This is a genomic window from Janthinobacterium foliorum (genome assembly GCF_978021625.1).
Map to the genome: position 1 here is coordinate 308,455 of NZ_CDXDQE010000006.1, position 21,971 is coordinate 330,425.

Genomic DNA, 21,971 nt, shown 5'->3' on the forward strand with positions numbered 1-21,971 from the left:
ATATAAAACGCCGTTTCATCTCCCTCTCAAGAAAAGCGTTGCCACATGGTATATTCCGGGCATCAGTTATCCGCATATCGACACGGTGCACGCAAACAACATTCTTTCATTGCTGGACGCCGAACATAGTGCGCTGGGAAGCATCGGGGCAGGTGTCGACCTGGCGCACGCCCTGGAACATTTGCTGCTGGCGCTGGAGCAGCAATCCGACGAGGCAACGCATGCCGGCCTCGTCCTGATCGACGACGCCGACCGCTTTTGCGGCCTGTCCGCACCGAGTCTGCCACAAGACCTTTGCCTGGCCCTGCGCCATGGCGGCGAACAGGCTTCGCCGTTCAGCGCGGCCGCCTTTTCCGGCGCGCCCGTGTATTGCGGCGACATCACGCGCGACCTGCAATGGAGCGCCGGACGCATGGAAGCCATGCTGCATGGCTACCGTGCCTGCTGGGTCGCTCCCGTGTTTGGCGCCAGCGGCCATATCCTGGGCGTGCTGGGCCTGCTGTTCCAAACGCCATGCCACCCCACCCAGCCCGAGATCGACTTGCTGGCGCTGGCCGCGCGCGTTGCTGCGCACGTCATCGAGCGGGGCCAGCTGGAAAAGAGCCTGCGCGACAGCCGCGAACATTTTCACTACGCCATCGAACTCAACACCCAGGTGCTGTGGACGGCGGATCTCGATGGCAAGCTCGATTACGTGGCGCAACGCTGGCGCGAATGGACGGGCAGCAGCGGCCTGGGCACCAACTGGCAGGAATCCATCCATCCGGACGATATCGACCAGTCGCTGGCCGCTTGGAGCGAGTGCGTGGGCAGCTGCCAGTCTTTCGACGCGGAAATGCGCGTGCGGCGACAGGACGGACAGTATCGCTGGGTGCATTCGCGCGCGTATTGCCGGCAAGACGAGTCCGGCAATCCCGTGAAATGGTACGGCTCCTGCGAGGATATCGACGAACACCGGCGGGCCCGCAACGCCTTGCTCGACAGCGAGGCGCAATTCCGCTCGCTGGCCTCCACCATGCCCAACCAGGCCTGGCTGGCGGACGCCAATGGCGCCACCTACTGGGTCAACGAACAGGTCTGCGACTACACGGGCCAGACCCTGCAGTCGCTGGTGGCGGGCGGCTTTCGTCACTGCGTGCATCCCGATGACCAGATGGCGACCCAGCAAAGCTGGAGCCAGGCCCTCGCCGCCTGCTGCGCCTACGAGTACGAGTTCCGCATGCGCGGCGTCAGCGACGGCCTGTACCGCTGGTTCCTGGCGCGTGCCTTGCCCCTGTTCGACGAGGCGGGCAAGGTGCTGCGCTGGGTCGGCACGAACACGGACGTGCAGGAACAGAAAAACGTGCTGGAAAAGATGGCCTACCTGAATTCCTCGCTGGAAGTGGAAATGGCCAACCGCACGGCCGACCGCGACCGCATGTGGCGCCTGTCGACGGACATCATGCTGGTGGCCGACATGCGCGGCATGATCATTGCCGTCAATCCCGCCTGGACGAGTATCCTCGACCGGCCCGAGATCGAGTCGCTGGGCATGGATTTCATCAGCCTCGTGCATCCCGATGACCGCATGGCGGCCTTGCAGGACCTGTCGCGCCTGGCCCACGGCGCCGCCACCTTGCGCATGGAAAACCGCTACCGTCGCCGCGATGGCGGCTACCGCTGGATTTCCTGGACTGCCGTGCCTGCGCAAAAGCTGATCCACGCCATCGGCCGCGACGTCACGGATGAAAAGGATGCGCGGCTGGCGCTGGTACGCAGCGAACAAGCCTTGCTGCAGGCGCAAAAGCTGGAATCGATCGGCAAGCTGACGGGCGGCGTGGCGCATGACTTCAATAACGTGCTGCAAATCATCTCGGGCAATCTGCAATTGCTGAAGCTGACGGTGGCCGACAACCCGCAGGCGGCCAGCCGCCTCGATTCGGCCGCTTCGGCCGTGGAGCGGGGCGCCAAGCTGTCGTCGCAACTGCTGGCCTTTGCGCGGCGCCAGCCGCTGAATCCGCTGGTGACGGACCTGGGGCATTTGCTGCGCCGCATGCATGAGCTGATCCGCCGCGCCCTGGGCGAAGATATTTTCGAAGAGACCTTCATCAGCGATGGCCTGTGGCATACCCTGGTCGATCCGAACCAGATGGAAAACGTGCTCCTGAACATGGCCATCAATGCGCGCGACGCCATGCAAAAGGGCGGGCGCCTGACCTTCACCCTGAGCAATGTCACGCTCGATGCCGCCTACGCCAGCCTGCATGCGGACGTGCTGGCGGGCCAGTACGTGCTGCTGACCATCACGGACACGGGCCACGGCATGGAACGCGAGGTGATCGACCAGATCTTCGAGCCGTTCTTTACCACCAAGCGCGAAGGCGAGGGCACGGGCCTGGGCTTGTCGATGGCGTACGGTTTCATCCGCCAGAGCGCGGGCCACATCAAGGTGCATAGCGCGCCGGGCGCGGGGACGACCTTCAAGATTTACCTGCCCCGTTCGCTGGAAAAACTGGCCGAGCCGCCGACCGGGCTGGGCGGCCCCGTGCTGGGCGGCGGCGAAACCATCCTTGTGGTGGAAGACGATGCGCCCGTGCAGCATACGGTGGTCGACATGCTGCGCGGCCTAGGCTATGACGTGCTGCATGCGGACGATGGCGCGTCGGCCTTGTCCCTGCTGCGCACGGGCGTGGCCGTCGACCTGCTGTTTACCGACGTGGTCATGCCGGGACCTGTCAGCAGCAAGGAACTGGCGCAGCAGGCGCGCCTGCTGCTGCCGGAACTGGCCGTGCTGTACACCTCGGGGTATACGCACAACGCCATCATGCAGGACGGCAAGCTGGACCCGGGCGTGGAGCTGCTGAGCAAGCCCTACCGGCGCGAAGACCTGGCGCGGCGCCTGCGCCATCTGCTGGCCGACCGCCGCCTGGTGGGCGCGCCCGATCCGTCCGGACGGCGCATCCTGCTGGTGGAAGACAACGACGATGCGCGCGAAATGACGACGGAAATGCTGCATATGCTGGGCCATACCGTGCATGGCGTGGCCAGCGCCGAGGACGCCTTGCCGCTGCTGGCCTTGCCGGGCCTGGACGTGCTGGTGACGGACATCAGCCTGCCGACGATGTCCGGCCTGGAGCTGGCGCGCCATGCCCGCGAGCACTGGCCGGGGCTGGAAGTGATCTTTGCTTCCGGCCATGACTGGGGCGCCAGCCTGATGCAGGACGCCAGCGCGCGCTTCCTGCGCAAGCCATTCAGCCTGGAAGAGCTGGCCGGCGCCCTGAAGGCGCGCCTGCCCGCGGATTGATCAGCGGCCGGGCGCCAGCAAGGCTTGCTGCAGCTGCTCGATGGTAAACGGCTTGACGAGGAAACGCGCCTGCGGGTCGCTGACGCCGGAATTGGCGGGTGCATGGCCCGTGGAAAACACCACTTCCAGCCGCGGATAGTCGCGCGCGGCGACTTTCGCCAGTTCCGCGCCCGACATGTGCGGCAGGCTGATATCGGTCAGCAGCAGATCCAGCCCCGGCGTGCCCAGCAGGTCCAGGGCTTCCTCGGCCGTGCCGACGGCCGTCACCACGTGCCCCAGCATGCCCAGCAGCTCGCCAGTCATGGCGCGCGCATCCGCATTGTCTTCCACCAGCAGGATATGGCGCGCGTGCGGCGCGGGCGCCAGGGCCGCCGCGTCCGGCTGGGGCGGCAGCTGCGCGCGGTACTGGTGCAGCGCCGTCACGTGCTGGCCGTTGGCCAGCAGATGGCGGATGCGCCGCGCCAGGTCTTCGCGCCGGTAGGGCTTGCTCAACAGCTCGACGCCGGGTTCCAGCCGGCCACCCTGCATGATGGCATCCTGCGTGTAGCCCGACGTAAACAGCACGGCCAGCTGCGGCAGCATCAGCCGGGCCTGGCGCGCCAGTTCCGTGCTGGCCACCTTGCCTGGCATCACCACATCCGTAAACAGCAGGTCGATGGGAATGCCGCTGCCGATGATGTTCAAGGCGCTTTCGCCATCGCTGGCACGCAGCACGAAATAGCCGAGGCCGCGCAGCATGTCGACCACCGTCGTCTGCACCTGCACGTCGTCTTCCACGACCAGGATGGTTTCCTTGCCGCCCAGCACAGGCCCGCTCAGCTGCAGCGGCAGTTCCGTTTCCGCTTCGAGCGAGCGCGGCAGGTAGATGCGGAAAGTGCTGCCATGGCCGGGCACGCTGTCCACCTTCAGGTGGCCGCCGCTCTGGCGCAGGAAGCCATATGCCATGGACAGGCCCAGCCCCGTGCCTTCGCCTTCGCTCTTGGTGGTGAAAAAGGGCTCGAAAATCTTGTCCAGCAGCTCGGCCGGGATGCCCGTGCCCGTGTCGGAAATGGCCAGCTGCACATACTCGCCGGGCGCCACGTCCGCATGGCGGGCCGCGTAGGCGGCATCGAGCACGATATTGCCCAGCTCAATGGTCAGCTGGCCCTGGCCGTCCATGGCATCGCGCGCATTGATGGCCAGGTTGAGGATGACGTTTTCCAGCTGGTGCGGGTCGACCAGGGCGCGCCAGCTGTCGTCGGCCAGCAGCAGCCGCGTTTCGATGGTCTCGCCGGTGGCGCGGCGCAGCAGGTCTCCCGTCGAACGCAGCAGGTGCGCCAGGTCCGTCACCAGCGGTTTCAGCGGCTGGCGCCGGGCAAAGGCCAGCAGCTGCGCCGACAGCTTCGCGCCCCGGTCCACGGCGGCCGTGGAGCTGGCGATGCGCTTGGCCGCCTGCGGATCGTCGCCCACCGTCATCTGCAGCAGTTGCAGATTGCCGGAGATAATTTGCAGGACATTATTGAAATCGTGGGCCACGCCGCCCGTCAGCTTGCCCAGGGCCTCCAGCTTTTGCGATTGCAGCAGGGCCATCTCGCTGTGGCGCAGGGATTCCTGCATGCTGCGCAAGCTGCTTTCCGCCTCCTTTTCCAGGGTGATGTGGCGGCCCGTGGCGAAAATCAGGTCGCCCTCGGGGGCGGCCACCCAAGACAGCCAGCGGTAGCCGCCGTCGCGGTGGCGGTAGCGGTTCTCGAAGCTGGGCATGGCCGTGTTCGACACCTGCTGCAGCGCCAGGCGCGTGGCCGGCGCGTCTTCCGGCAGCACGAACTCGAACAGGCTGCGGCCCAGCATTTCCTCGGGCAGCCAGCCCAGGATGCTGCTGGCGGCAGGGTTGACGGCAACGAAGCTGCCGTCCGCGTGCACGGCCACCATCAGGTCTTGCGCGCTGCGCCACAGCCTCTCGCGCTCGCTGTTGCGCGCCGCCAGGTCCGCTTCCAGTTTCTTTTCCATGGTGATATCGCGCGCGCTGCAATACACCTTGTCGCCTTCCGGCACGGCCACCCACGACAGCCAGTGCCAGCCGCCCAGCTTGTGGCGGTAGCGGTTCTCGAAACGCAGCGCCGGCTGGCCCTGGTTTGCCGCATCCCACGCCGCATAGGTGCGCGGCAAGTCGTCGGGATGGATCAGATTAAAGAATTGTGTCGTGCGGATTTCCTCTGCCGACCAGCCCAGGGTGGTTTGCCAGGCGGGGTTGGTGTGCTCGAAATAGCCGTCCAGGTTGAGCACGCCCAGCAAGTCGGGGCTGACCTGCCAGGTGCGGCCAAACTCGCGCGAGCGCTCGGCCACTTGCCGTTCCATGCTGGCACTGAGCAGGCGCAGCTGTTCTTCCGCCTGGGCCCGCAGGATGGTGGACCAGACCCGCTCCGACACTTGCACGGCCAGCTCGATCTCGTCCGCATGCCACACGCGCGCCGCGCGGCTGTGCACGACGAACAGGGCCGCCAGCTGGCCATCCTTGGCGATGGGAATGTTCAAGAAGGCGCGGATGCCCAGGCGCGCAAAGGTGGCCAGCGCGGCCGGCATGGCCGTGCGCGGATCGCTGCCCACATCGCTGATGGCCAGCGCCTGTCCCGCCGCCAGCGCATCGGCCAGGCCCGCCGCATAGTCGCCGAGGAAATATTCGCCGGCCGCGCCCGGCGCCAGGCCATCGCTCCACGCATGCTGCAGGGTCGGGCAGTGCAGGGTCTGGGCGATGTCGAAGCACGCCACTTGCTGCGCGCCCAGGCGCTGGCCCAGCATCTGCGCCGACAGGGCAAGAATGTCGCCCGTCTCGTGCAGCAGGCGCAGGCGGCGCTCCAGCTGCAGCAGGAAGGCCACGCCGCTGGCGCCAGGGCTGTGTGCGCTGCTCATGCGCGCCTCAGCTGCCGGCCAGCGGCAGGGTGACGCTGAACAGGGCGCCGTTGCCAGGCTGGCTTTGCAGCGTGATGGCGCCGCCGTGCGCATCGACCAGCTGCTTGGTGATGAAGAGGCCCAGGCCCAGGCCGCCCGTGCGGTCCTGGTGCATGACGCGCTCGAAAGCGTCGAAGATGCGTTCCTGGTCGCGCGCATTGATGCCGATGCCATGGTCGCGCACTTCGATGACGGCGCTGTTCTGCGTGTGCGCCAGGCTGATTTCCACGGGCTGGCCCTGGCCATAGCGCACGGCGTTGCTGATCAGGTTGACAACAATTTGCTCGACGCGGAAGGCGTCCCAGTAGCCGTTGATGGGCTCGAAGGCCAGCACCTCAAGCACGCTGCCCGTGGCGGCCGCATACGGCGACAGGTCGTCGGCCACGCGGCGCACGAGGGTCGTCAGGTCGACGGCTTCGCGGCGGATCGACAGCTTGCCGCTGCTGATGCGCGAAACGTCGAGCATGTCGTCGATCAGGCGCACCATGCTGCGGATCTGCCGCCCGTCGCGCGCCACCATCTTGCCCAGCTTGTCCGGCTCGAAGGCGGCCAGGTTGCCCCGTTCGAGGTTAACGGTGCGCATCTGCGTTTCCAGGAACAGGGTATTCAATGGCGTGCGCAATTCGTGCGCCACCATCGACATGAATTCGTCGCGCAGGCGCAGCGAGCGCTGCAGCTCGGCCTGGGTGGCGCGCAATTCCTTCAATAGCGCTTCCTGCTGCTGGCGGCTGTACTCCAGCGCCTGCACCTGGCGCCGCGTCTCGCTACGCTGCTGGTGCAGGGCAACAAAAACGTTGACCTTGCTTTGCACGGCATTGATGTCGAGCGGCTTGTGCAGGAAATCGACGGCGCCGCTTTCATAGCCCTGGAAGGCGAAATTCATTTCCTTGCCGGCCGCCGTGACGAAGACGATGGGAATGTGGCGCGTCTTTTCCGTGCCGCGCATCAGTTGCGCCAGTTCAAAACCATCCATTTCCGGCATTTGCACGTCGAGGATGGCCAGCGCGAAGTCGTGCTCCAGCAGCAAGGCCAGCGCTTCTTCGCCGGACGACGCCTGGTAGACGCTGCGGTCGCTCTCGCGGATCAGCGCATTGAGCGCGCGCAAGTTTTCCGGCAAGTCGTCGACGATGAGTAATTTGGTCCTGGTTTCTGTGATCATGTTTCATTCCTGGCAAAACCTTGCCGTCCAGCGTAGTGGGAAGCGGCGCGCGATGGCGCACGCTTGCGGTAGAGTTTTTCCGGACCCGGCAATGGCTCGAAGTCGTTGGCAAAGCGCGTGAATTGCACGCTTTCCTTGCTGCCCAGGCCCAGGAATCCCCGGTGGCACAGCGAGTCATGGAACAGCCCCAGCGCCCGCTCCTGCAAGGTCTTGTTGAAGTAAATCAAGACATTGCGGCAGCAAATCAACTGTGTTTCGACAAAGACGCTGTCGGTCGCCAGGCTGTGGTCGGCAAAATTGATCTTGTCGAGCAGGCGCTGCTGGAAGCGCACGGTGGCGTGCTCGACCGTGTAATACTCGTTGAGCTGGCCCAGGCCGCCGGCCGCCACGTAATTCTCGTCATATTCGGCCAGGCGGTGCAGCGGATACACGCCCGCGGCGGCCGTGGCCAGTGCCTGCGGATTGATGTCCGTGGCGTAGATGCGGCTGCGCTCCAGCATGCCTTCCTCGTGCAGCACGATGGCCAGCGACAGGGCTTCCTCGCCCGTGCAGCAGCCGGCCACCCAGATCGTTGGCGACGGATACGTTTTCAGCACGGGCACCACATGCTCGCGCAAGGCGAGAAAAAACGCCGGGTCGCGGAACATTTCCGTCACGGGCACGGTCAAAATCTGCAGCAGCTCGCCAAACGCGGCAGGGTCGCCCAAGACCAGTTCCTGCAGGGCGGCCAGGTTCGCGCAGCGGAAGCGCTCGATCGCGTGATTCAGGCGGCGCCGCTGCGAGGGCAGGGTGTAGTCGCGGAAGTCGTAGCTGTAGCGCTGATAGAGGGCTTCCATCAGCGCTTGCAGTTGCGCGTCCGTGTAGCGCGTTGGCATCAGGTGCGCTCCATTCGTTCCGGCTCCATGTATTCCATTAAATTGCTGCCATCATCGCTGCCATCACATGCGTTCCATCTTCGGCATCCACACGCGCAGCAGCGAATACAGGCGGTCCAGGTCGATGGGCTTGGCCAGGTAATCGGAGGCGCCCGCCTGCAGGCATTCTTCCTGGTCATTCTTCATGGCCTTGGCCGTGATGGCGATGATGGGCAGCTTGTTGTAGCGGCCATCGGCGCGGATCAGCCGTGTCGCTTCCAGGCCATCCATGCCCGGCATCATCACGTCCATCAGGACCAGGTCGATATCGTCCACGCTGTTGAGCTTGCTGATGGCTTCGAAGCCGTTGCGGCCGATTTCCACCACCACGCCTTTTTGCTCCAGCGCATTGGTCAGCGCAAAGATGTTGCGCACGTCATCGTCCACCAGCAGGATCTTGCGCCCTTCAAAGACGCGCTCGCGGCTGCGCACCTGTTGCAGCATGCCCTGGCGCTCGGTCGACAGTTCCGACTCCACCTTGTGCAGGAAGAGGGTGACTTCGTCCAGCAGGCGCTCGGGCGAACGGGCACCCTTGATGATGATCGAGCGCGAGTACTTCATCAGGTCCGCTTCTTCCTCGCGGCTCAGGTTGCGGCCCGTGTAGACGATGACGGGCGGGAACGAGCACAGTTCCTCGTGCTCCATGCGTTCGAGCAATTCGTTGCCCTGGATATCGGGCAGCTTCAAGTCGATGATCATGCAGTCGAAAATCTGCGTTTTCAGCAATTCCAGCGCCTGTTCGCCCAGCGCCACGGCCGTGATTTCCACGTCATCGTCGCTGATCAGGTGGACCACGCTCTCGCGCTGGCGTTCGTCATCCTCGACCAGCAGGATGCGCTTCATCTTTTGCGTAAACTTCGATTCGAGCTTGCGGAATACTTCCTTCAATTGCTCGCGCGTGCGCGGCTTGGTGGCGTAGCCGATGGCGCCCAGCTGCATGGCTTCCTGCATCTGGTCATTGCCGGACACGATGTGCACGGGGATATGGCGCGTCAGCGGGTTTTCCTTCAGCTGCTGCAAGACCAGCAAGCCGGGTCGGTCCGGCAAGCCCATGTCGAGCAGGATGGCGTCAGGCAGGAATTGTTCCGCCAGGCGCAAGCCTTCCTCGGCGCCGTGCGCCACCAGGCAGCGGTACTGCATTTCATGCGCCAGCTCGAACAGGATGCCCGCAAACGACGGCTCATCCTCGATCACCAGCACGGAGCGCTGGCCGCTCTTGCCTGGCGGCGTGCTGTCGCGGTCATCCTGGAAGGTGGGCAGCGGCACGGGCTTGACGGCAGGCGCCGCTTTTGGCGCGGCAGGAGCGGCATGCACGGCGGCCTTGGCCGTCGGCGGGAATGACGCTGGCGGCGGCGCTGGCGTCTCGGCCGGCACGGCGCGTTCCGGCATGGCCGGCGGCAGTATCAGGCTGAAGGTGCTGCCCTGGCCCGGCGTGCTGGACAGTTCAATGGTGCCGCCCAGCAAGGCTGCCAGGTCGCGCGAGATCGACAGGCCCAGGCCCGTGCCGCCGTAGCGGCGGCTGGTGGTGCCGTCGGCCTGGTGGAAGGCGTCAAAAATCTTTTGCTGCTGGTCGTCGGCGATGCCGATGCCGGAATCCTGTACCTGGAAGCGCACGTTGCCCGCCTCATCCGTATCGACGTGCAGGCCCACCGTGCCCGCATCGGTAAACTTGATGGCGTTCGACAGCAGGTTCTTCAGGATTTGCTCGAGGCGCTGGCGGTCGCTGATGAACGAGGCGGGCGTGTCGGGCGCCACGCTGACGTTGAACGCCAGTTTCTTTTGCTGCGCCTGCGCGCCGAACAGCATTTTCATGCTGCTCAGCAGTTCATCGAAGGGCACGGCTTCCGGGTTCAGTTCCAGCTTGCCTGCCTCGACCTTGGAAATGTCAAGGATGTCGTTGATGAGAGTTAACAAATCGTTGCCGGCCGAATAAATGGTTTGCGCGAACGTTACTTGCTCCGGCGTCAGGTTGCCGCTGCTATTGTCCGACAGCAGCTTGGACAGGATTAGCGAGCTGTTCAGCGGCGTGCGCAGTTCGTGCGACATGTTTGCCAGGAACTCGGACTTGTAGCGGCTGGCGCGCTGCAGCTCTTCGGCGCGCGCTTCCAGCTGGGCATGGGCCTGGCCGATGGCCATGTTTTTCTGGTCCAGCGACAGCGCCTGCACGGCCAGCTGTTCGTTCGATTGCTCCAGGGCGGCCTTCTGTTCTTCCAGGTGCGCTTGCGACTGTTCCAGCACGCGCGACTGCTCGCCCAGCTCTTCATTGGCAGTGCGCAGCTCTTCCTGCTGCACTTCCAGCTCTTCATTCAATTGCTGCGTTTCTTCCAGCACGTTTTGCAGGCGCTGGCGGTACAGGGCCGCCTCCAGCGAGGTGCCGACATTCGCGGCGATCAGGTTCAGCAATTCCTTGGCGCGCTGGCTGACAGGGTGCGTAAAGCCCAGTTCGATCACGCCATTCACGTCGCCTTCGTTGTTGACGGGTGTCAAAATCAGCTCCAGCGGCGCGCCGCGGCCCAGGCTCGACGTCACGGTCAGGTAATTCTCGGGCACTTGCTTCACATGCTTGAGCTTTTTCTCGCGCGCCGTCTCGCCCACCAGGCCTTCGCCCAGCTTGAATACCTGCTTGTCCTTCACGCCTTGTTCGTTGAACCCGTACACGGCAGTGCGGCGCAGGCTGCCGTCGTCATCGGTCACGTACAGGGTGGCGACGGCCACGTCCAGGCGGTTGGCGAGGAAATCGAGCACTTGCCGTCCCAGTTGCGGCAGGGCCAGCTGGCCGCTCGTGTGCGCGGCCAGTTCCGTCTGGCCCGTGCGCAGCCAGGCTTGCTCTTGCAGCACGTCGTTATCCTTGCCGCGCTGTTCCAGCGCTTCATTGTAGATGTCGGACAGGCGCAGCAGTTCGCGCCGGCCCAGGTAGGCCAGCATGCCGGACATGCCCAGGCTGAGGATCAGGAAGATCACCACGGCCAGCATGGTGCGGCTCTCGGCCGTGTCGGCCCGTTCCTGGCGCAAACGCTGCTCCATGGACAGGAAGGTGAGGAATTCGCGGCGGATTTCATCAAACTCCAGCTTGCCTTCGCCCTGGCGCACGCGCGCGAGGAATTCCTGGTTGTTGCGGCGCTGCGCGATCACGCTTTCCGCATATTCCATCCACTGGCCTTGCAGTGCGCGGATGCGGCGCAGGCGGTCCACCTGGATGGGGCTGTCCTGCACCAGTTCCAGCAGGGTGTTCATTTCAACGCTGATCTTCGCCTTGCCCGATTTATATGGTGCCAGGAAGGTTTCATCGCCCGTCAGCAGATAGCCGCGCATGCCCGTTTCCAGATCCACGGACAGCTTCATGACTTCATTGGCGTTGCCGATGACGCGCTCGGAATGTTCGACCGAGCGCAGCGCGGAGAGCAGGTAGGCGATCAGGCCAACGAAGACCAGGGCGGTGACGACCCCGATGACTAGCGGCAAGGTGACATTGCGGGCCAGGATGCGGCGGAAGCTGAAGGAGTCGATCGGTGTCTTGGTATTCATCATGTCCGTGGTGGGAGGGGGTGTCACAAAAAATCAATTTTAACTGAATTGCAATTTATTCTGGGCGCCATGCGTGGCGTGCGCTAGCATAGCAGCCTTGCAGGGGCTTGCGGTCGCGCGTGGCATCTAAATGCGTGGCACCGTACAAACACCCATTATCAGGAAGTCAATGTCTGAAGCATTGAGACAGATCAACGTCCGCATAACTTCTCGCGCTAAGATGCAGGATGGTGGCGTCGCGCAGACCGCTGCGCGCTGCGCCATTTGCCCCTGTGCCCGGACAGCAGCCTGTGTGTCAGCGGACCGATGATTCAACAGGCATATCGTTCAACAGGCATATGATTTAACAGGCATATGATTCAACAGGCTAGGCAGGAGGACATCATGGCCAATCACCTGATCCACCGCGATCCGCTCCACACCTTGGGGCGTTTTGATCCCTTCAGCGACATGGAAGACTTGATGCACGACTTCTTCGCGCCCGCCTTGCGCCTGCGCGAAGGCGCCGCGCCGCGCATCCGCGTCGACATTTCCGAAACCGAACACAGTTATCTGGTGCAAGCCGACATTCCCGGCGTCAGCAAGGACGACATCCAGGTGTCGATCGATGGCAACCGCGTGTCCATCAGCGCCGAACTCAAGGATGAAAGAGTGACGCGCGATGGCGGCGGCAAGGTCGTGCGCAGCGAACGCGAGTACGGCCAGCAACACCGCAGCTTCGTGCTGCCGCATGAAGTGGACGAAGCTGGCGCCCAGGCCCGCTACCAGGATGGCGTGCTGCTGCTGGACCTGCCCAAGAAAGCGGGCACGGGCGGCCGGCAATTGGCGATACAGTAGTCAGCTTGTAGTGAGCTGCCCGGCGTGAAACATGGGGCGGACGCATCCGGCCCGGTAGTGCGGCTTGGCGGCCCCGCCTGCCTTAGCGGGCCGGTATCAGGAGACATTGCGCAGCTGCCTGTGCAATACCTCGATAAACAGGGCGTCAGCATGCTATTCGCACTCCGCTGCGGCTGCCGGATTGGCCAGCCTGAAGGCCTTGCCGAGGTTCGCCATTTTGCGCGCAGTATTGCCTATCCCCCTGCCTTGAATGACCAGCATGCCCAGCACCATGTCGTCGAAGGGCCGGTTGCCAATCTCGGCGCCAGGGTTGCTTGTCTTGAAGTAGGCGATGTCTTCCGTGATTTCCGAGCATGGCTTGCTGTTGAGGGTGCCAACGGTGTCGCGCACGAAGTCGACGGGGAAAATATAGGTGACGGCCTCGGGCGCCTCGTCCGTTCCATTCGACTTGAGTCCCGGCCGTGCACGAGCTCCAGCGCCTTGGCATCGAGTTCAGGCGCCTTGGGCGACAATACCAGGGTGGCTGCACCGACGGCCTTGCCATTGATGAAGCTTTGCTGCACTTCAGTGCTGCCTTGCGCGTGTCTGGCCTTGGCTTCGGCCGGGTAATATTTCGAGGCCCACCTTATCTGATAGCCTTCCACCTTGATGGGGGGGGGGCGGCTGGCGCGCCGGCATGGCACAGCGGGGACAGGAAAAGGAACAGCAGGCTGGCGCCGGCACGAGCGGGAAAGTGCACGGATGGTCTATATCAGTAATCTGTTATCTATTTTAACATTCCTCGATATTAATAATTGTTAAAAAGAATTATTTCTCAATTGAAATAGCAATAAAAAAGCGCCGGACGAATCCGGCGCTCTTGGCCTGCAGCTGATTAGTACTGGCAATACGGCACCAACTATACGGTACGGGCCATATCGCTACTGACTATATATATCAGTCGCGGATTTCCAGTGCCCGGTTCAGGCTCAGGGCGGCCAGCGAGGCGACGGCGCCCGACAGCAGGTAGAAGCTGACATACGCGAGGCCGAAGTTGGCCGACAGGCCCAGCGCTACCAGCGGGGCAAAGCCGGCGCCCACCAGCCAGGCAAGGTCGGACGTGAGGGCCGCGCCCGTGTAGCGGAAGCGGGCAGGGAAGTTGGCCGTCACGGCGCCGGCGGCCTGGCCGTAGGACAGGCCCAGCAGGCTGAAGCCCACGAGGATGAACACGTCCTGGCCCGTATTGCCGCCGCCCATCAGGGTCGGCACGAAGGCGCTGAAGATGGCGATCAGCACGGCCAGCACGCCCAGGGTGGTGCGGCGGCCAACCTTATCGGCCAGCAGGCCGGAAATCACCACGCCGATGGCGGCCAGCACGGCGCCCAGCATCTGGATCTGCAGGAAGTCCGGGGCCGAACGCGTCTGGTAGACGGAAATCCACGACAGGGGGAACACGGTCACCAGGTGGAACAGGGCGTAGCTGGCCAGCGCGGCGAGGGCACCGATCAGCACGTTGCGGCCCTGGCCGCGGCTCATTTCAAACACGCTCACGGGTTGCAGTTCGCGTTCGTCGAGCAGGCGTGCATATTCATTCGTCGATACCAGGCGCAAACGGGCAAACAGGGCTACCACGTTGATGGCGAAGGCCACGTAGAAAGGATAGCGCCAGCCCCAGTCGAGGAAGTCCTCGTCCGTCAGGGTGGTCAGCATGAACCAGAACAGGCCGGCGGCGATGAGGAAGCCGGCGGGCGCGCCCAGCTGGCCCAGCATGGCGTACCAGCCCCGCTTGTTTTCCGGCGCATTCAGGGCCAGCAGCGACGGCAGGCCATCCCACGAACCGCCCAGCGCCACGCCCTGGCCGATGCGCAGCACGGACAGCCAGATGATGGCGGCAAAGCCCAGGTGGGAATAGGTTGGCAGGAAGGCGATGCCGGCCGTCGATACGCCCAGCAGGAAGAGGGCGAAGGTCAGCTTGGCGCTGCGCCCCATGCGGCGCTGGATCTCCATGAAGATCACGGTGCCGAAGGGACGGGCGATGAAGGCGAACGAGAAAATCAGGAATGCATATAATGTGCCCTCCAGGCGTTCCTCGAAGGGGAAGAAGACGCGCGGAAACACCAGCACCGAGGCGATGGCGTACACAAAGAAGTCAAAGTATTCGGAAGCGCGGCCGATGATCACGCCGACGGCGATCTCACCGGGGTCGATATGCGATTCGACCGTGCCGGCCCCGCGTGCGTCGCGCAGGGAGTGGGGGGAAAAGTCGGCGGGTACATCCCCGCTGTGTGCGCGTGTGCTGGACATGATGATCGTCTCCAATATAGTTTCGAGTTCGGCCAACGCGTAACATACCCCGGGTGTCTCACGCCCGGAGTAGGACTATTCATCAGGTAGTCGTAGGAATACTCCTCAACTACCGGGTGAAAATCCGAGCATGGGGTAGGACAAAACGTCCAATTGCCAACGCGCTCCAGTGAGAATACAGTACCATATCTTCATCCCCTGTACTGGACTTTCCTGTATGTTTTCATTAAAAGTTCGTCGCGGACTGCTTCTTTTACCTCTCGCATTGTTAGCTGGTTGCAATACGGTGGTACTGAATCCGTCCGGAGACATCGCAGTTCAGCAAGGCAATCTGATTGTCATCTCGACATTGCTGATGCTGTTGATTATCGTTCCGGTAATCGCCCTGACCCTGCTTTTCGCATGGCGCTATAGAAAAAACAACACCGCGGCCAAATACGAGCCGGACTGGGACCACTCGACTCGCCTCGAGCTGATTATCTGGGGCGCGCCTCTGCTGATCATCATCGTGCTGGGCCTGCTGACCTGGATCAGCACCCATACCCTTGATCCATACCGCCCATTGAGCCGTATCGACGCCAACCGCCCCATTCCTGCCAGCCACAAGCCGATGATCGTCGAAGTCGTGGCCCTGGACTGGAAATGGCTGTTCATCTACCCGGAACAAGGCATCGCTTCCGTGAATGAACTGTACGCGCCCGTCGATCGCCCGATCCGCTTCAAGATCACCGCGTCGTCCGTCATGAACTCGTTCTTCATCCCTGCGCTGGCCGGTCAGATCTACGCCATGCCGGGCATGGAAACGCAGCTGAATGCCGTCATCAACAAGCCTGGTGAATACAAGGGCTTTTCCGCCAACTACAGCGGTGCCGGTTTCTCGGGCATGCGCTTCAAGTTCCACGGCGTGAATGATGCGGACTTCGACAAATGGGTGGCCACGGCGCGTGCCGGCGGCGGCGCGCTGAACCGCGACGACTACCTGTCGCTGGCCCAGCCTAGCGAACGCGACCCGGTCCGCCACTACAGCGCTGTTCCTAGCGATCTGTACAAGGCAATCCTGAACCGTACCATCGTTTCCGACGCCCTGTGCGTGACGCCGGTCGAGCCATACAAACTGGCGGTGGCAAATAGCCCGGTAGCGGCCGTAACGGCAGTAGTCGCTAGCGATGCAGTAGTTGAAAAGGGCGTTCAAGCCAAGTAACGACTGCATGAATCCCGCAGCGCATCGTGTTCGCGCTGCAGATACTGGCGCCGCTTGCCTGGCGCCTCCCTTTTTTCTCTGAGAGTAACAATGCTAGACCATATTGATCTGACGAAGCTTATATTCGGCCGTCTGACTTGGGATGCAATTCCATTTCACGAACCTATCCTGCTGGCGACCTTTGCGATGGTCGCCCTGGGCGGCATCGCACTCGTTGCGGCGCTGACGTATTTCCGCGTCTGGGGTACCCTGTGGCGCGACTGGATCACCAGTATCGACCATAAAAAAATCGGTATCATGTACATGATCCTGGGCTTGATCATGCTGCTGCGCGGCTTTGCCGACGCGCTCATGATGCGTACCCAGCAGGCAATCGCCTTTGGCGACAATGCCGGCTTCCTGCCACCGCATCACTACGACCAGATCTTCACCGCCCACGGCGTGATCATGATCTTCTTCGTTGCGATGCCTTTCGTGACGGGTCTGATGAACTACGTGGTGCCGCTGCAAATCGGCGCGCGCGACGTGGCCTTCCCTTTCCTGAACAACTTCAGCTTCTGGATGACCACCATGGGCGCCGTCCTGGTGATGGCCTCGCTGTTCGTCGGCGAATTCGCCCGCACGGGCTGGCTGGCCTATCCGCCGCTGTCGGGCATCGTCGGCAGTCCGGACGTGGGGGTAGACTATTACATATGGTCCCTGCAGATTGCCGGGGTCGGGACGCTATTGTCCGGTGTCAACCTGATCGCCACCATCGTCAAGATGCGCGCGCCTGGCATGACCTGGATGAAAATGCCCGTCTTCACCTGGACCGCACTGTGCACCAACATCCTGATCGTCGCCGCCTTCCCGGTGCTGACGGCTGTCCTGGCCATGCTGTCGCTGGACCGCGTTGCCGGCTTTAACTTCTTCACGACGGAACTGGGCGGCAACGCCATGATGTACGTCAACCTGATCTGGATCTGGGGCCACCCAGAGGTCTACATCCTGATCCTGCCGCTGTTCGGCGTGTTCTCGGAAGTCGTTGCCACCTTCAGCAGCAAGCGCCTGTTCGGCTATGCGTCGATGGTCTACGCTACCTGCGTCATCATGATCCTGTCGTACCTGGTATGGCTGCATCACTTCTTCACCATGGGTTCGGGCGCCAGCGTCAACTCCTTCTTCGGCATCACGACGATGATCATCTCGATCCCGACGGGCGCGAAGATCTTCAACTGGCTGTTTACCATGTACCGCGGCCGTATCCGCTTTGAACTGCCCATGCTGTGGACGATCGGCTTCATGGTCACCTTCACCATCGGCGGCATGACCGGCGTCCTGCTGGCCGTACCACCGGCGGACTTCGTGCTGCACAACAGCCTGTTCCTGATCGCCCACTTCCATAACGTGATTATCGGCGGCGTGGTCTTCGGTGTGTTTGCTGCGATCAACTACTGGTTCCCGAAAGCCTTCGGCTACAAGCTCGACACGTTCTGGGGCAAATGCTCGTTCTGGTTCTGGTTCGTCGGCTTCTACCTGGCCTTCATGCCGCTGTACGTGCTGGGCCTGATGGGCGTGACCCGTCGTGTCAACCACTTTGAAGATCCATCGCTGCAAATCTGGACCATCATCGCCTGGTTTGGCGCCGTCTCGATCGCGCTGGGCATCGGTTCCCTGTTGATGCAGTTCTATGTCAGTTTCCGCAACCGTCACGCCCTGCGCGACGTCACCGGCGACCCATGGGGCGGCCGTACGCTGGAGTGGGCGACGTCGTCGCCACCGCCAGACTATAATTTCGCCTTCACGCCACAAGTGCACGAACTCGATGCATGGACCGACATGAAGAAACACGGTTACCAGCGTCCGACGTCCGGTTTCACGAAGATCCACATGCCGAAGAACACCTGGGCCGGTTTCGTGATCGCCGCACTGTCCGCACTGGTCGGCTTTGGCCTGATCTGGCAAATGTGGCTCGTCGCCAGCGTCGGCTTCGTGATCATGATGGCCGCCATCATCGTCCATACCTTTAACTACAAGCGCGATTACTACATTCCTGCGGAAGAAGTAATCCGTACCGAAGACGCTTATACTAAATTGCTGAGCAGCCATGTCTGATACCATCGCCCATAACACCGGCGCCGCTGGCGCCGCACCAAGCTCGCGCAGCTACTTCGTGCGCGAGCACCACCCGGAAAACGGCAGCCTGCTGGGTTTCTGGCTCTACCTGATGAGCGATTGCCTGATCTTCGCCTGTCTGTTCGCCACCTATGCGGTGCTGGGCCGCAGCTACGCGGACGGCCCGACGGGCGCCGCGCTGTTCGACCTGCCGCTGGTCGCCGTCAACACGGCCATGCTGCTGCTGTCGTCGATCACGTATGGCTTCGCCATGCTGGCCATGCAGCGCAAGCAATTGCGCAGCACCCTGGTCTGGCTGGCCATCACGGGCCTGTTCGGCCTGGCCTTCCTGTCGCTGGAAATGTATGAGTTCATGCACCTGATCCACGAAGGCGCCGGTCCGCAGCGCAGCGCGTTCCTGTCCTCGTTCTTCGCCCTGGTCGGTACCCACGGCTTGCACGTGACGTTCGGCGTGATCTGGCTCGTGACCCTGATGTTCCAGTTGAACAAGCATGGCCTGACCCCGGAAAACGGCCGTCGCATGATGTGCCTGTCGCTGTTCTGGCACTTCCTGGACGTCATCTGGATCGGCGTCTTCACCTTTGTTTACCTGATGGGAGTCCTGCCATGAGCGACCATACACACGGCGATAGCCACCACCATGACCAGCACGACCATGGCAGCCTGAAAAGCTATGCCATCGGCTTCATCCTGTCGGTGATCCTGACGGCCATTCCTTTCTGGCTGGTGATGACGAAAGCCATCACCAACTCGGGCACCATGGGCCTGGTCCTGCTGGCGTTCGCGGCGGTGCAAGTGGTGGTGCACATGGTGTACTTCCTGCACATGAACACCAAGTCGGAAGGCGGCTGGAACATGATGGCGCTGATCTTCACGATCATGATCGTGGGCATTGCCATGGCCGGTTCCCTGTGGGTCATGTACCACATGAATCACAACATGATGCCGGATCTGATGCCTGAGTACATGCATACGAAAACGGCTCCATGATGAGTCAAACGCGCCCCAGCAACACCGGGCGCGCCCCTGGCGCCGCATCGCAAGATGCCGCGCCAGGCCCACGCGGCATGGTCGTGCAATATTCAAAAATTGCACTGGCCTTGCTGGCGGGGATCTTGTTTGCCGGTTTCTGTGCCCTGGGCACCTGGCAAGTCAAGCGCCTCTTCTGGAAGCTTGACCTGATCGAGCGCGTCGAACAACGCGTACATGCGCCCGCAACGGACGCACCTGGACCCGCAGCCTGGGCCAAGGTCACGCAACAAACGGATGAATACCGCCATGTGCGACTCTCCGGTACCTATCTCCCCCTATTCAATACCCTGGTGCAGGCAACGACGGCACTGGGCAGCGGTTACTGGCTGATCACGCCATTGCGCCTGGCCGACGGCAGCACCGTGCTGGTCAACCGCGGCTTCGTGCCGAAACGTGAAGGCATCGCCGCCAGTACCCCGGCCGGCATCGTCCACGTGGACGGCCTGCTGCGCATCAGCGAGACGGGCGGCGGCTTCCTGCGCGAAAACAGTCCTGCCACGCAGCACTGGTATTCTCGCGACGTGGCTGCCATCGGCGCCTCGCACATGCTCACCAATGTGGCGCCATACTTCGTCGATGCGCAGGCAAAATCGGAAACGGCCAGCGACGCGCCCGTCGGCGGCCTGACCGTGATTTCCTTCCACAACAGCCACCTCGTGTACGCGCTGACCTGGTTTGCGCTGGCACTGATGGTGGCCGGCATCAGCTGGTGGCTCGTGCGCGACGACAGGCGCCGCCGCGCGCGCCGCGCCGCTGGCAACAGTACGCAAGAAAGTGATCATGCCGGGCAGGATTGAGATCCTGCCCAACCGCGAAGTGCTGGAACGCGGTGCGGTGGCGGCCGAGATGGAACACCCGGCCGGCCACCAGAACATGAAGCTGCTGATCCAGCTGCGCTGGCTGGCCGTGATCGGCCAGATCAGCACGATCTTCGGCGTGGGGGTAGGACTGGGCATTGCCTTGCCCGTGCCCTACATGCTCGAAGTGCTGTCCTGCCTCATCGCCTTCAATCTGGCCAGCCTGCTGCGCTGGCACGAGCGCCAGCCCGTGTCCAACACGGCGCTGTTCCTCGCCTTGCTGGTCGACGTTACCGTGCTGACGGCCCAGCTCTACCTGAGCGGCGGCATCAGCAACCCGTTCGCCTTCCTGTACCTGTTGCAAGTCATCCTCAGCGCCGTCCTGCTGGAAGTGTGGTCGACCTGGATCATGGTGGCCATTACCAGCCTGTGCCTGGCCGGCCTGGCCTTGCTGCCCGGCCCCTTGATCCTGCCGATCGACCCCGAGCGGGGTTTTTCCAGCCTGTACGTGCAGGGCTTGCTGATCTGCTTCATCCTGAATGCCGCCTTGCTGGTGGTGTTTATCACGCGCATCAACCGTAACCAGCGCGCCGGCGACGCCAAGGTGGCCGACTTGCGCCAGCGCGCGGCGGAAGAGGAGCACATCATCCGCATGGGCTTGTTGGCTTCGGGCGCCGCGCACGAACTGGGCACGCCGCTGGCAACCCTGTCCGTCATCCTCGGCGACTGGCGCCGCATGCCGGAACTGAGCAAGAACAGCGAATTGCTGGAAGAAATCACGGAAATGCAGGCGCAGTTGCAGCGCTGCAAGAGCATCGTCAGCGGCATTTTATTGTCGGCGGGCGAGGCGCGCGGCGAGTCGTCCGTCAAGACGACCATCAACACCTTCCTCAACGACCTGGTGGACGAGTGGCGCAGCAGCCGGCCCATCCACGATTTCGAGTACGATAACCGTATCGAGCACGACGTCCCCGTCGTTTTCGATTCGACCCTGAAACAAACCATTTGCAACGTGCTCGACAATGCTTTGGAGGCGTCGCCCGACTGGCTGCGCTTCGAAGCCACGCGCGAAGCGGATGCCTTGCACCTGGTCATTACCGATGCGGGCCCCGGCTTCGAGCCGTCGATGCTGACGCACCTGGGCAAGCCGTATCAGAGCAGCAAGGGCAAGCCCGGTGGCGGCCTCGGCCTGTTCCTGGTGGTCAACGTCGCGCGTACCCTGGGCGGCACGGTGACGGCGCGCAACCGGGTGCAGGGCGGGGCGGTGGTGCACCTGGCCTTGCCGCTGGCGGCCATCAAACTGGAAAGAGAAAGCGACCACCATGCAGGATGACCGTCTGTTACTGATCGTGGAAGACGACGCCGCGTTTGCCCGCACCCTGGGCCGCTCGTTCGAGCGGCGCGGCTACCAGGTCATCCTGGCCACCAATTTCGACGAGGCCAGCGCCTTGCTGGAACAGCATTGCCCCGACTACGCCGTCGTCGATTTAAAACTTAACGGCAACACCTCGGGCCTGGCCTGCGTGCAGATGCTGCACCAGCACGACCCGGACATGCTGATCGTCGTGCTGACGGGTTACGCCAGCATCGGCACGGCCGTCGAAGCCATCAAGCTGGGCGCCTGCCAGTACCTGGCGAAACCGTCCAACACGGACGACATCGAGGCCGCCTTCGGCCACGTGGCGGGCAACGCCGACATCGAACTGACGGGCCGCGCCACCAGCATCAAGACGCTGGAATGGGAACGCATCCACGAAATGCTGGCCGAGACGGATTTTAATATTTCCGAAACGGCGAGACGGCTGGGCATGCACCGGCGCACCCTGGCGCGCAAGCTGGAGAAGCAGCGGGTCAAGTAGGCGCGACGATGCGGCTGCGGATGCAATCGCCGGATACTGTC

At 62.9% G+C, this 21,971-nt stretch carries 15 protein-coding genes; 9 read left to right on the forward strand and 6 right to left on the reverse strand.

All coding sequences use genetic code 11. The features are described 5' to 3' along the window. Positions 1-85: 85 nt before the first annotated feature. Positions 86-3,283, forward strand: a complete 3,198-nt coding sequence (locus tag ACZ92H_RS15455; RefSeq protein ID WP_465050030.1) for a PAS domain-containing protein — start codon at positions 86-88, stop codon at positions 3,281-3,283. Here ACZ92H_RS15455 and ACZ92H_RS15460 read toward each other — a convergent pair whose 3' ends face one another. From ACZ92H_RS15460 to ACZ92H_RS15475, 4 genes are all read right to left on the reverse strand, one after another. After that, positions 3,284-6,169 carry a hybrid sensor histidine kinase/response regulator gene (locus ACZ92H_RS15460; protein WP_465050031.1) on the reverse strand — a complete coding sequence of 962 codons (2,886 nt, stop codon included), beginning with the start codon at positions 6,167-6,169 and terminating at the stop codon, positions 3,284-3,286. A gap of 7 nt (positions 6,170-6,176) precedes the next feature. Further along, a complete protein-coding gene (locus ACZ92H_RS15465) occupies positions 6,177-7,367 on the reverse strand; it encodes a hybrid sensor histidine kinase/response regulator (protein WP_131369203.1) in 1,191 nt (396 codons plus the stop codon). Continuing rightward, positions 7,364-8,242, reverse strand: a complete 879-nt coding sequence (locus ACZ92H_RS15470; protein WP_131369205.1) for a CheR family methyltransferase — start codon at positions 8,240-8,242, stop codon at positions 7,364-7,366. Before ACZ92H_RS15470 ends, ACZ92H_RS15465 begins: the two co-directional genes overlap by 4 nt. A 63-nt stretch (positions 8,243-8,305) precedes the next feature. Then, the gene (locus ACZ92H_RS15475; protein WP_465050067.1) at positions 8,306-11,806 is read right to left on the reverse strand and encodes a response regulator; all 3,501 of its coding nucleotides are present in this window, start codon (positions 11,804-11,806) and stop codon (positions 8,306-8,308) included. A gap of 384 nt (positions 11,807-12,190) precedes the next feature. Between ACZ92H_RS15475 and ACZ92H_RS15480 the strand changes: the two genes are divergently transcribed. Further along, complete coding sequence (locus tag ACZ92H_RS15480) at positions 12,191-12,643, forward strand: Hsp20/alpha crystallin family protein (RefSeq protein WP_131369206.1); 453 nt, start codon at positions 12,191-12,193, stop codon at positions 12,641-12,643. A gap of 153 nt (positions 12,644-12,796) precedes the next feature. Here the strand turns inward: ACZ92H_RS15480 and ACZ92H_RS15485 are convergent, their stop codons facing one another. Continuing rightward, entirely contained in the window at positions 12,797-13,033 is a 237-nt protein-coding gene (locus ACZ92H_RS15485) for a hypothetical protein (RefSeq protein ID WP_465050032.1), read from the reverse strand. A gap of 546 nt (positions 13,034-13,579) precedes the next feature. Beyond that, positions 13,580-14,926, reverse strand: coding sequence for an MFS transporter (locus ACZ92H_RS15490; RefSeq protein ID WP_131369210.1), 1,347 nt, complete (start codon positions 14,924-14,926; stop codon positions 13,580-13,582). A gap of 217 nt (positions 14,927-15,143) precedes the next feature. Between ACZ92H_RS15490 and cyoA the strand changes: the two genes are divergently transcribed. The 7 genes from cyoA to ACZ92H_RS15525 all read left to right on the forward strand — a co-directional run bounded on the left by cyoA (position 15,144) and on the right by ACZ92H_RS15525 (position 21,930). Next, positions 15,144-16,127, forward strand: a complete 984-nt coding sequence (gene cyoA / locus ACZ92H_RS15495) for a ubiquinol oxidase subunit II (RefSeq protein WP_254786049.1) — start codon at positions 15,144-15,146, stop codon at positions 16,125-16,127. Positions 16,128-16,217: 90 nt separating this feature from the next. After that, positions 16,218-18,221, forward strand: coding sequence for a cytochrome o ubiquinol oxidase subunit I (gene cyoB / locus ACZ92H_RS15500; protein WP_131369212.1), 2,004 nt, complete (start codon positions 16,218-16,220; stop codon positions 18,219-18,221). After that, complete coding sequence (gene cyoC, locus ACZ92H_RS15505) at positions 18,214-18,852, forward strand: cytochrome o ubiquinol oxidase subunit III (protein ID WP_092797725.1); 639 nt, start codon at positions 18,214-18,216, stop codon at positions 18,850-18,852. The genes cyoB and cyoC overlap by 8 nt, the downstream gene beginning before the upstream one ends. After that, positions 18,849-19,232, forward strand: coding sequence for a cytochrome o ubiquinol oxidase subunit IV (gene cyoD / locus ACZ92H_RS15510; protein ID WP_131369214.1), 384 nt, complete (start codon positions 18,849-18,851; stop codon positions 19,230-19,232). The genes cyoC and cyoD overlap by 4 nt, the downstream gene beginning before the upstream one ends. After that, on the forward strand, positions 19,229-20,071 hold the full coding sequence (locus ACZ92H_RS15515; RefSeq protein ID WP_131369216.1) for an SURF1 family protein: 843 nt from the start codon (positions 19,229-19,231) through the stop codon (positions 20,069-20,071). Before cyoD ends, ACZ92H_RS15515 begins: the two co-directional genes overlap by 4 nt. Next, entirely contained in the window at positions 20,055-21,404 is a 1,350-nt protein-coding gene (locus tag ACZ92H_RS15520; RefSeq protein WP_092797722.1) for an ATP-binding protein, read from the forward strand. The genes ACZ92H_RS15515 and ACZ92H_RS15520 overlap by 17 nt, the downstream gene beginning before the upstream one ends. Then, positions 21,394-21,930: a response regulator transcription factor gene (locus ACZ92H_RS15525; RefSeq protein ID WP_131369218.1), complete on the forward strand. Its 537-nt coding sequence runs from the start codon at positions 21,394-21,396 to the stop codon at positions 21,928-21,930. The genes ACZ92H_RS15520 and ACZ92H_RS15525 overlap by 11 nt, the downstream gene beginning before the upstream one ends. Positions 21,931-21,971: the final 41 nt, after the last annotated feature.

Excerpts from the sequence above, each read along its gene's own strand:
- cyoB (WP_131369212.1), top strand. The coding sequence starts at position 16,218 with ATGCTAGACCATATTGATCTGACGAAGCTTATATTCGGCCGTCTGACT.
- cyoC (WP_092797725.1), top strand. The coding sequence starts at position 18,214 with ATGTCTGATACCATCGCCCATAACACCGGCGCCGCTGGCGCCGCACCA.
- cyoD (WP_131369214.1), top strand. The coding sequence starts at position 18,849 with ATGAGCGACCATACACACGGCGATAGCCACCACCATGACCAGCACGAC.
- ACZ92H_RS15470 (WP_131369205.1), bottom strand. The coding sequence starts at position 8,242 with ATGCCAACGCGCTACACGGACGCGCAACTGCAAGCGCTGATGGAAGCC.
- ACZ92H_RS15525 (WP_131369218.1), top strand. The coding sequence starts at position 21,394 with ATGCAGGATGACCGTCTGTTACTGATCGTGGAAGACGACGCCGCGTTT.
- ACZ92H_RS15520 (WP_092797722.1), top strand. The coding sequence starts at position 20,055 with ATGCCGGGCAGGATTGAGATCCTGCCCAACCGCGAAGTGCTGGAACGC.
- ACZ92H_RS15490 (WP_131369210.1), bottom strand. The coding sequence starts at position 14,926 with ATGTCCAGCACACGCGCACACAGCGGGGATGTACCCGCCGACTTTTCC.
- ACZ92H_RS15515 (WP_131369216.1), top strand. The coding sequence starts at position 19,229 with ATGATGAGTCAAACGCGCCCCAGCAACACCGGGCGCGCCCCTGGCGCC.
- ACZ92H_RS15475 (WP_465050067.1), bottom strand. The coding sequence starts at position 11,806 with ATGAATACCAAGACACCGATCGACTCCTTCAGCTTCCGCCGCATCCTG.
- ACZ92H_RS15460 (WP_465050031.1), bottom strand. The coding sequence starts at position 6,169 with ATGAGCAGCGCACACAGCCCTGGCGCCAGCGGCGTGGCCTTCCTGCTG.
- ACZ92H_RS15465 (WP_131369203.1), bottom strand. The coding sequence starts at position 7,367 with ATGATCACAGAAACCAGGACCAAATTACTCATCGTCGACGACTTGCCG.
- ACZ92H_RS15480 (WP_131369206.1), top strand. The coding sequence starts at position 12,191 with ATGGCCAATCACCTGATCCACCGCGATCCGCTCCACACCTTGGGGCGT.
- cyoA (WP_254786049.1), top strand. The coding sequence starts at position 15,144 with ATGTTTTCATTAAAAGTTCGTCGCGGACTGCTTCTTTTACCTCTCGCA.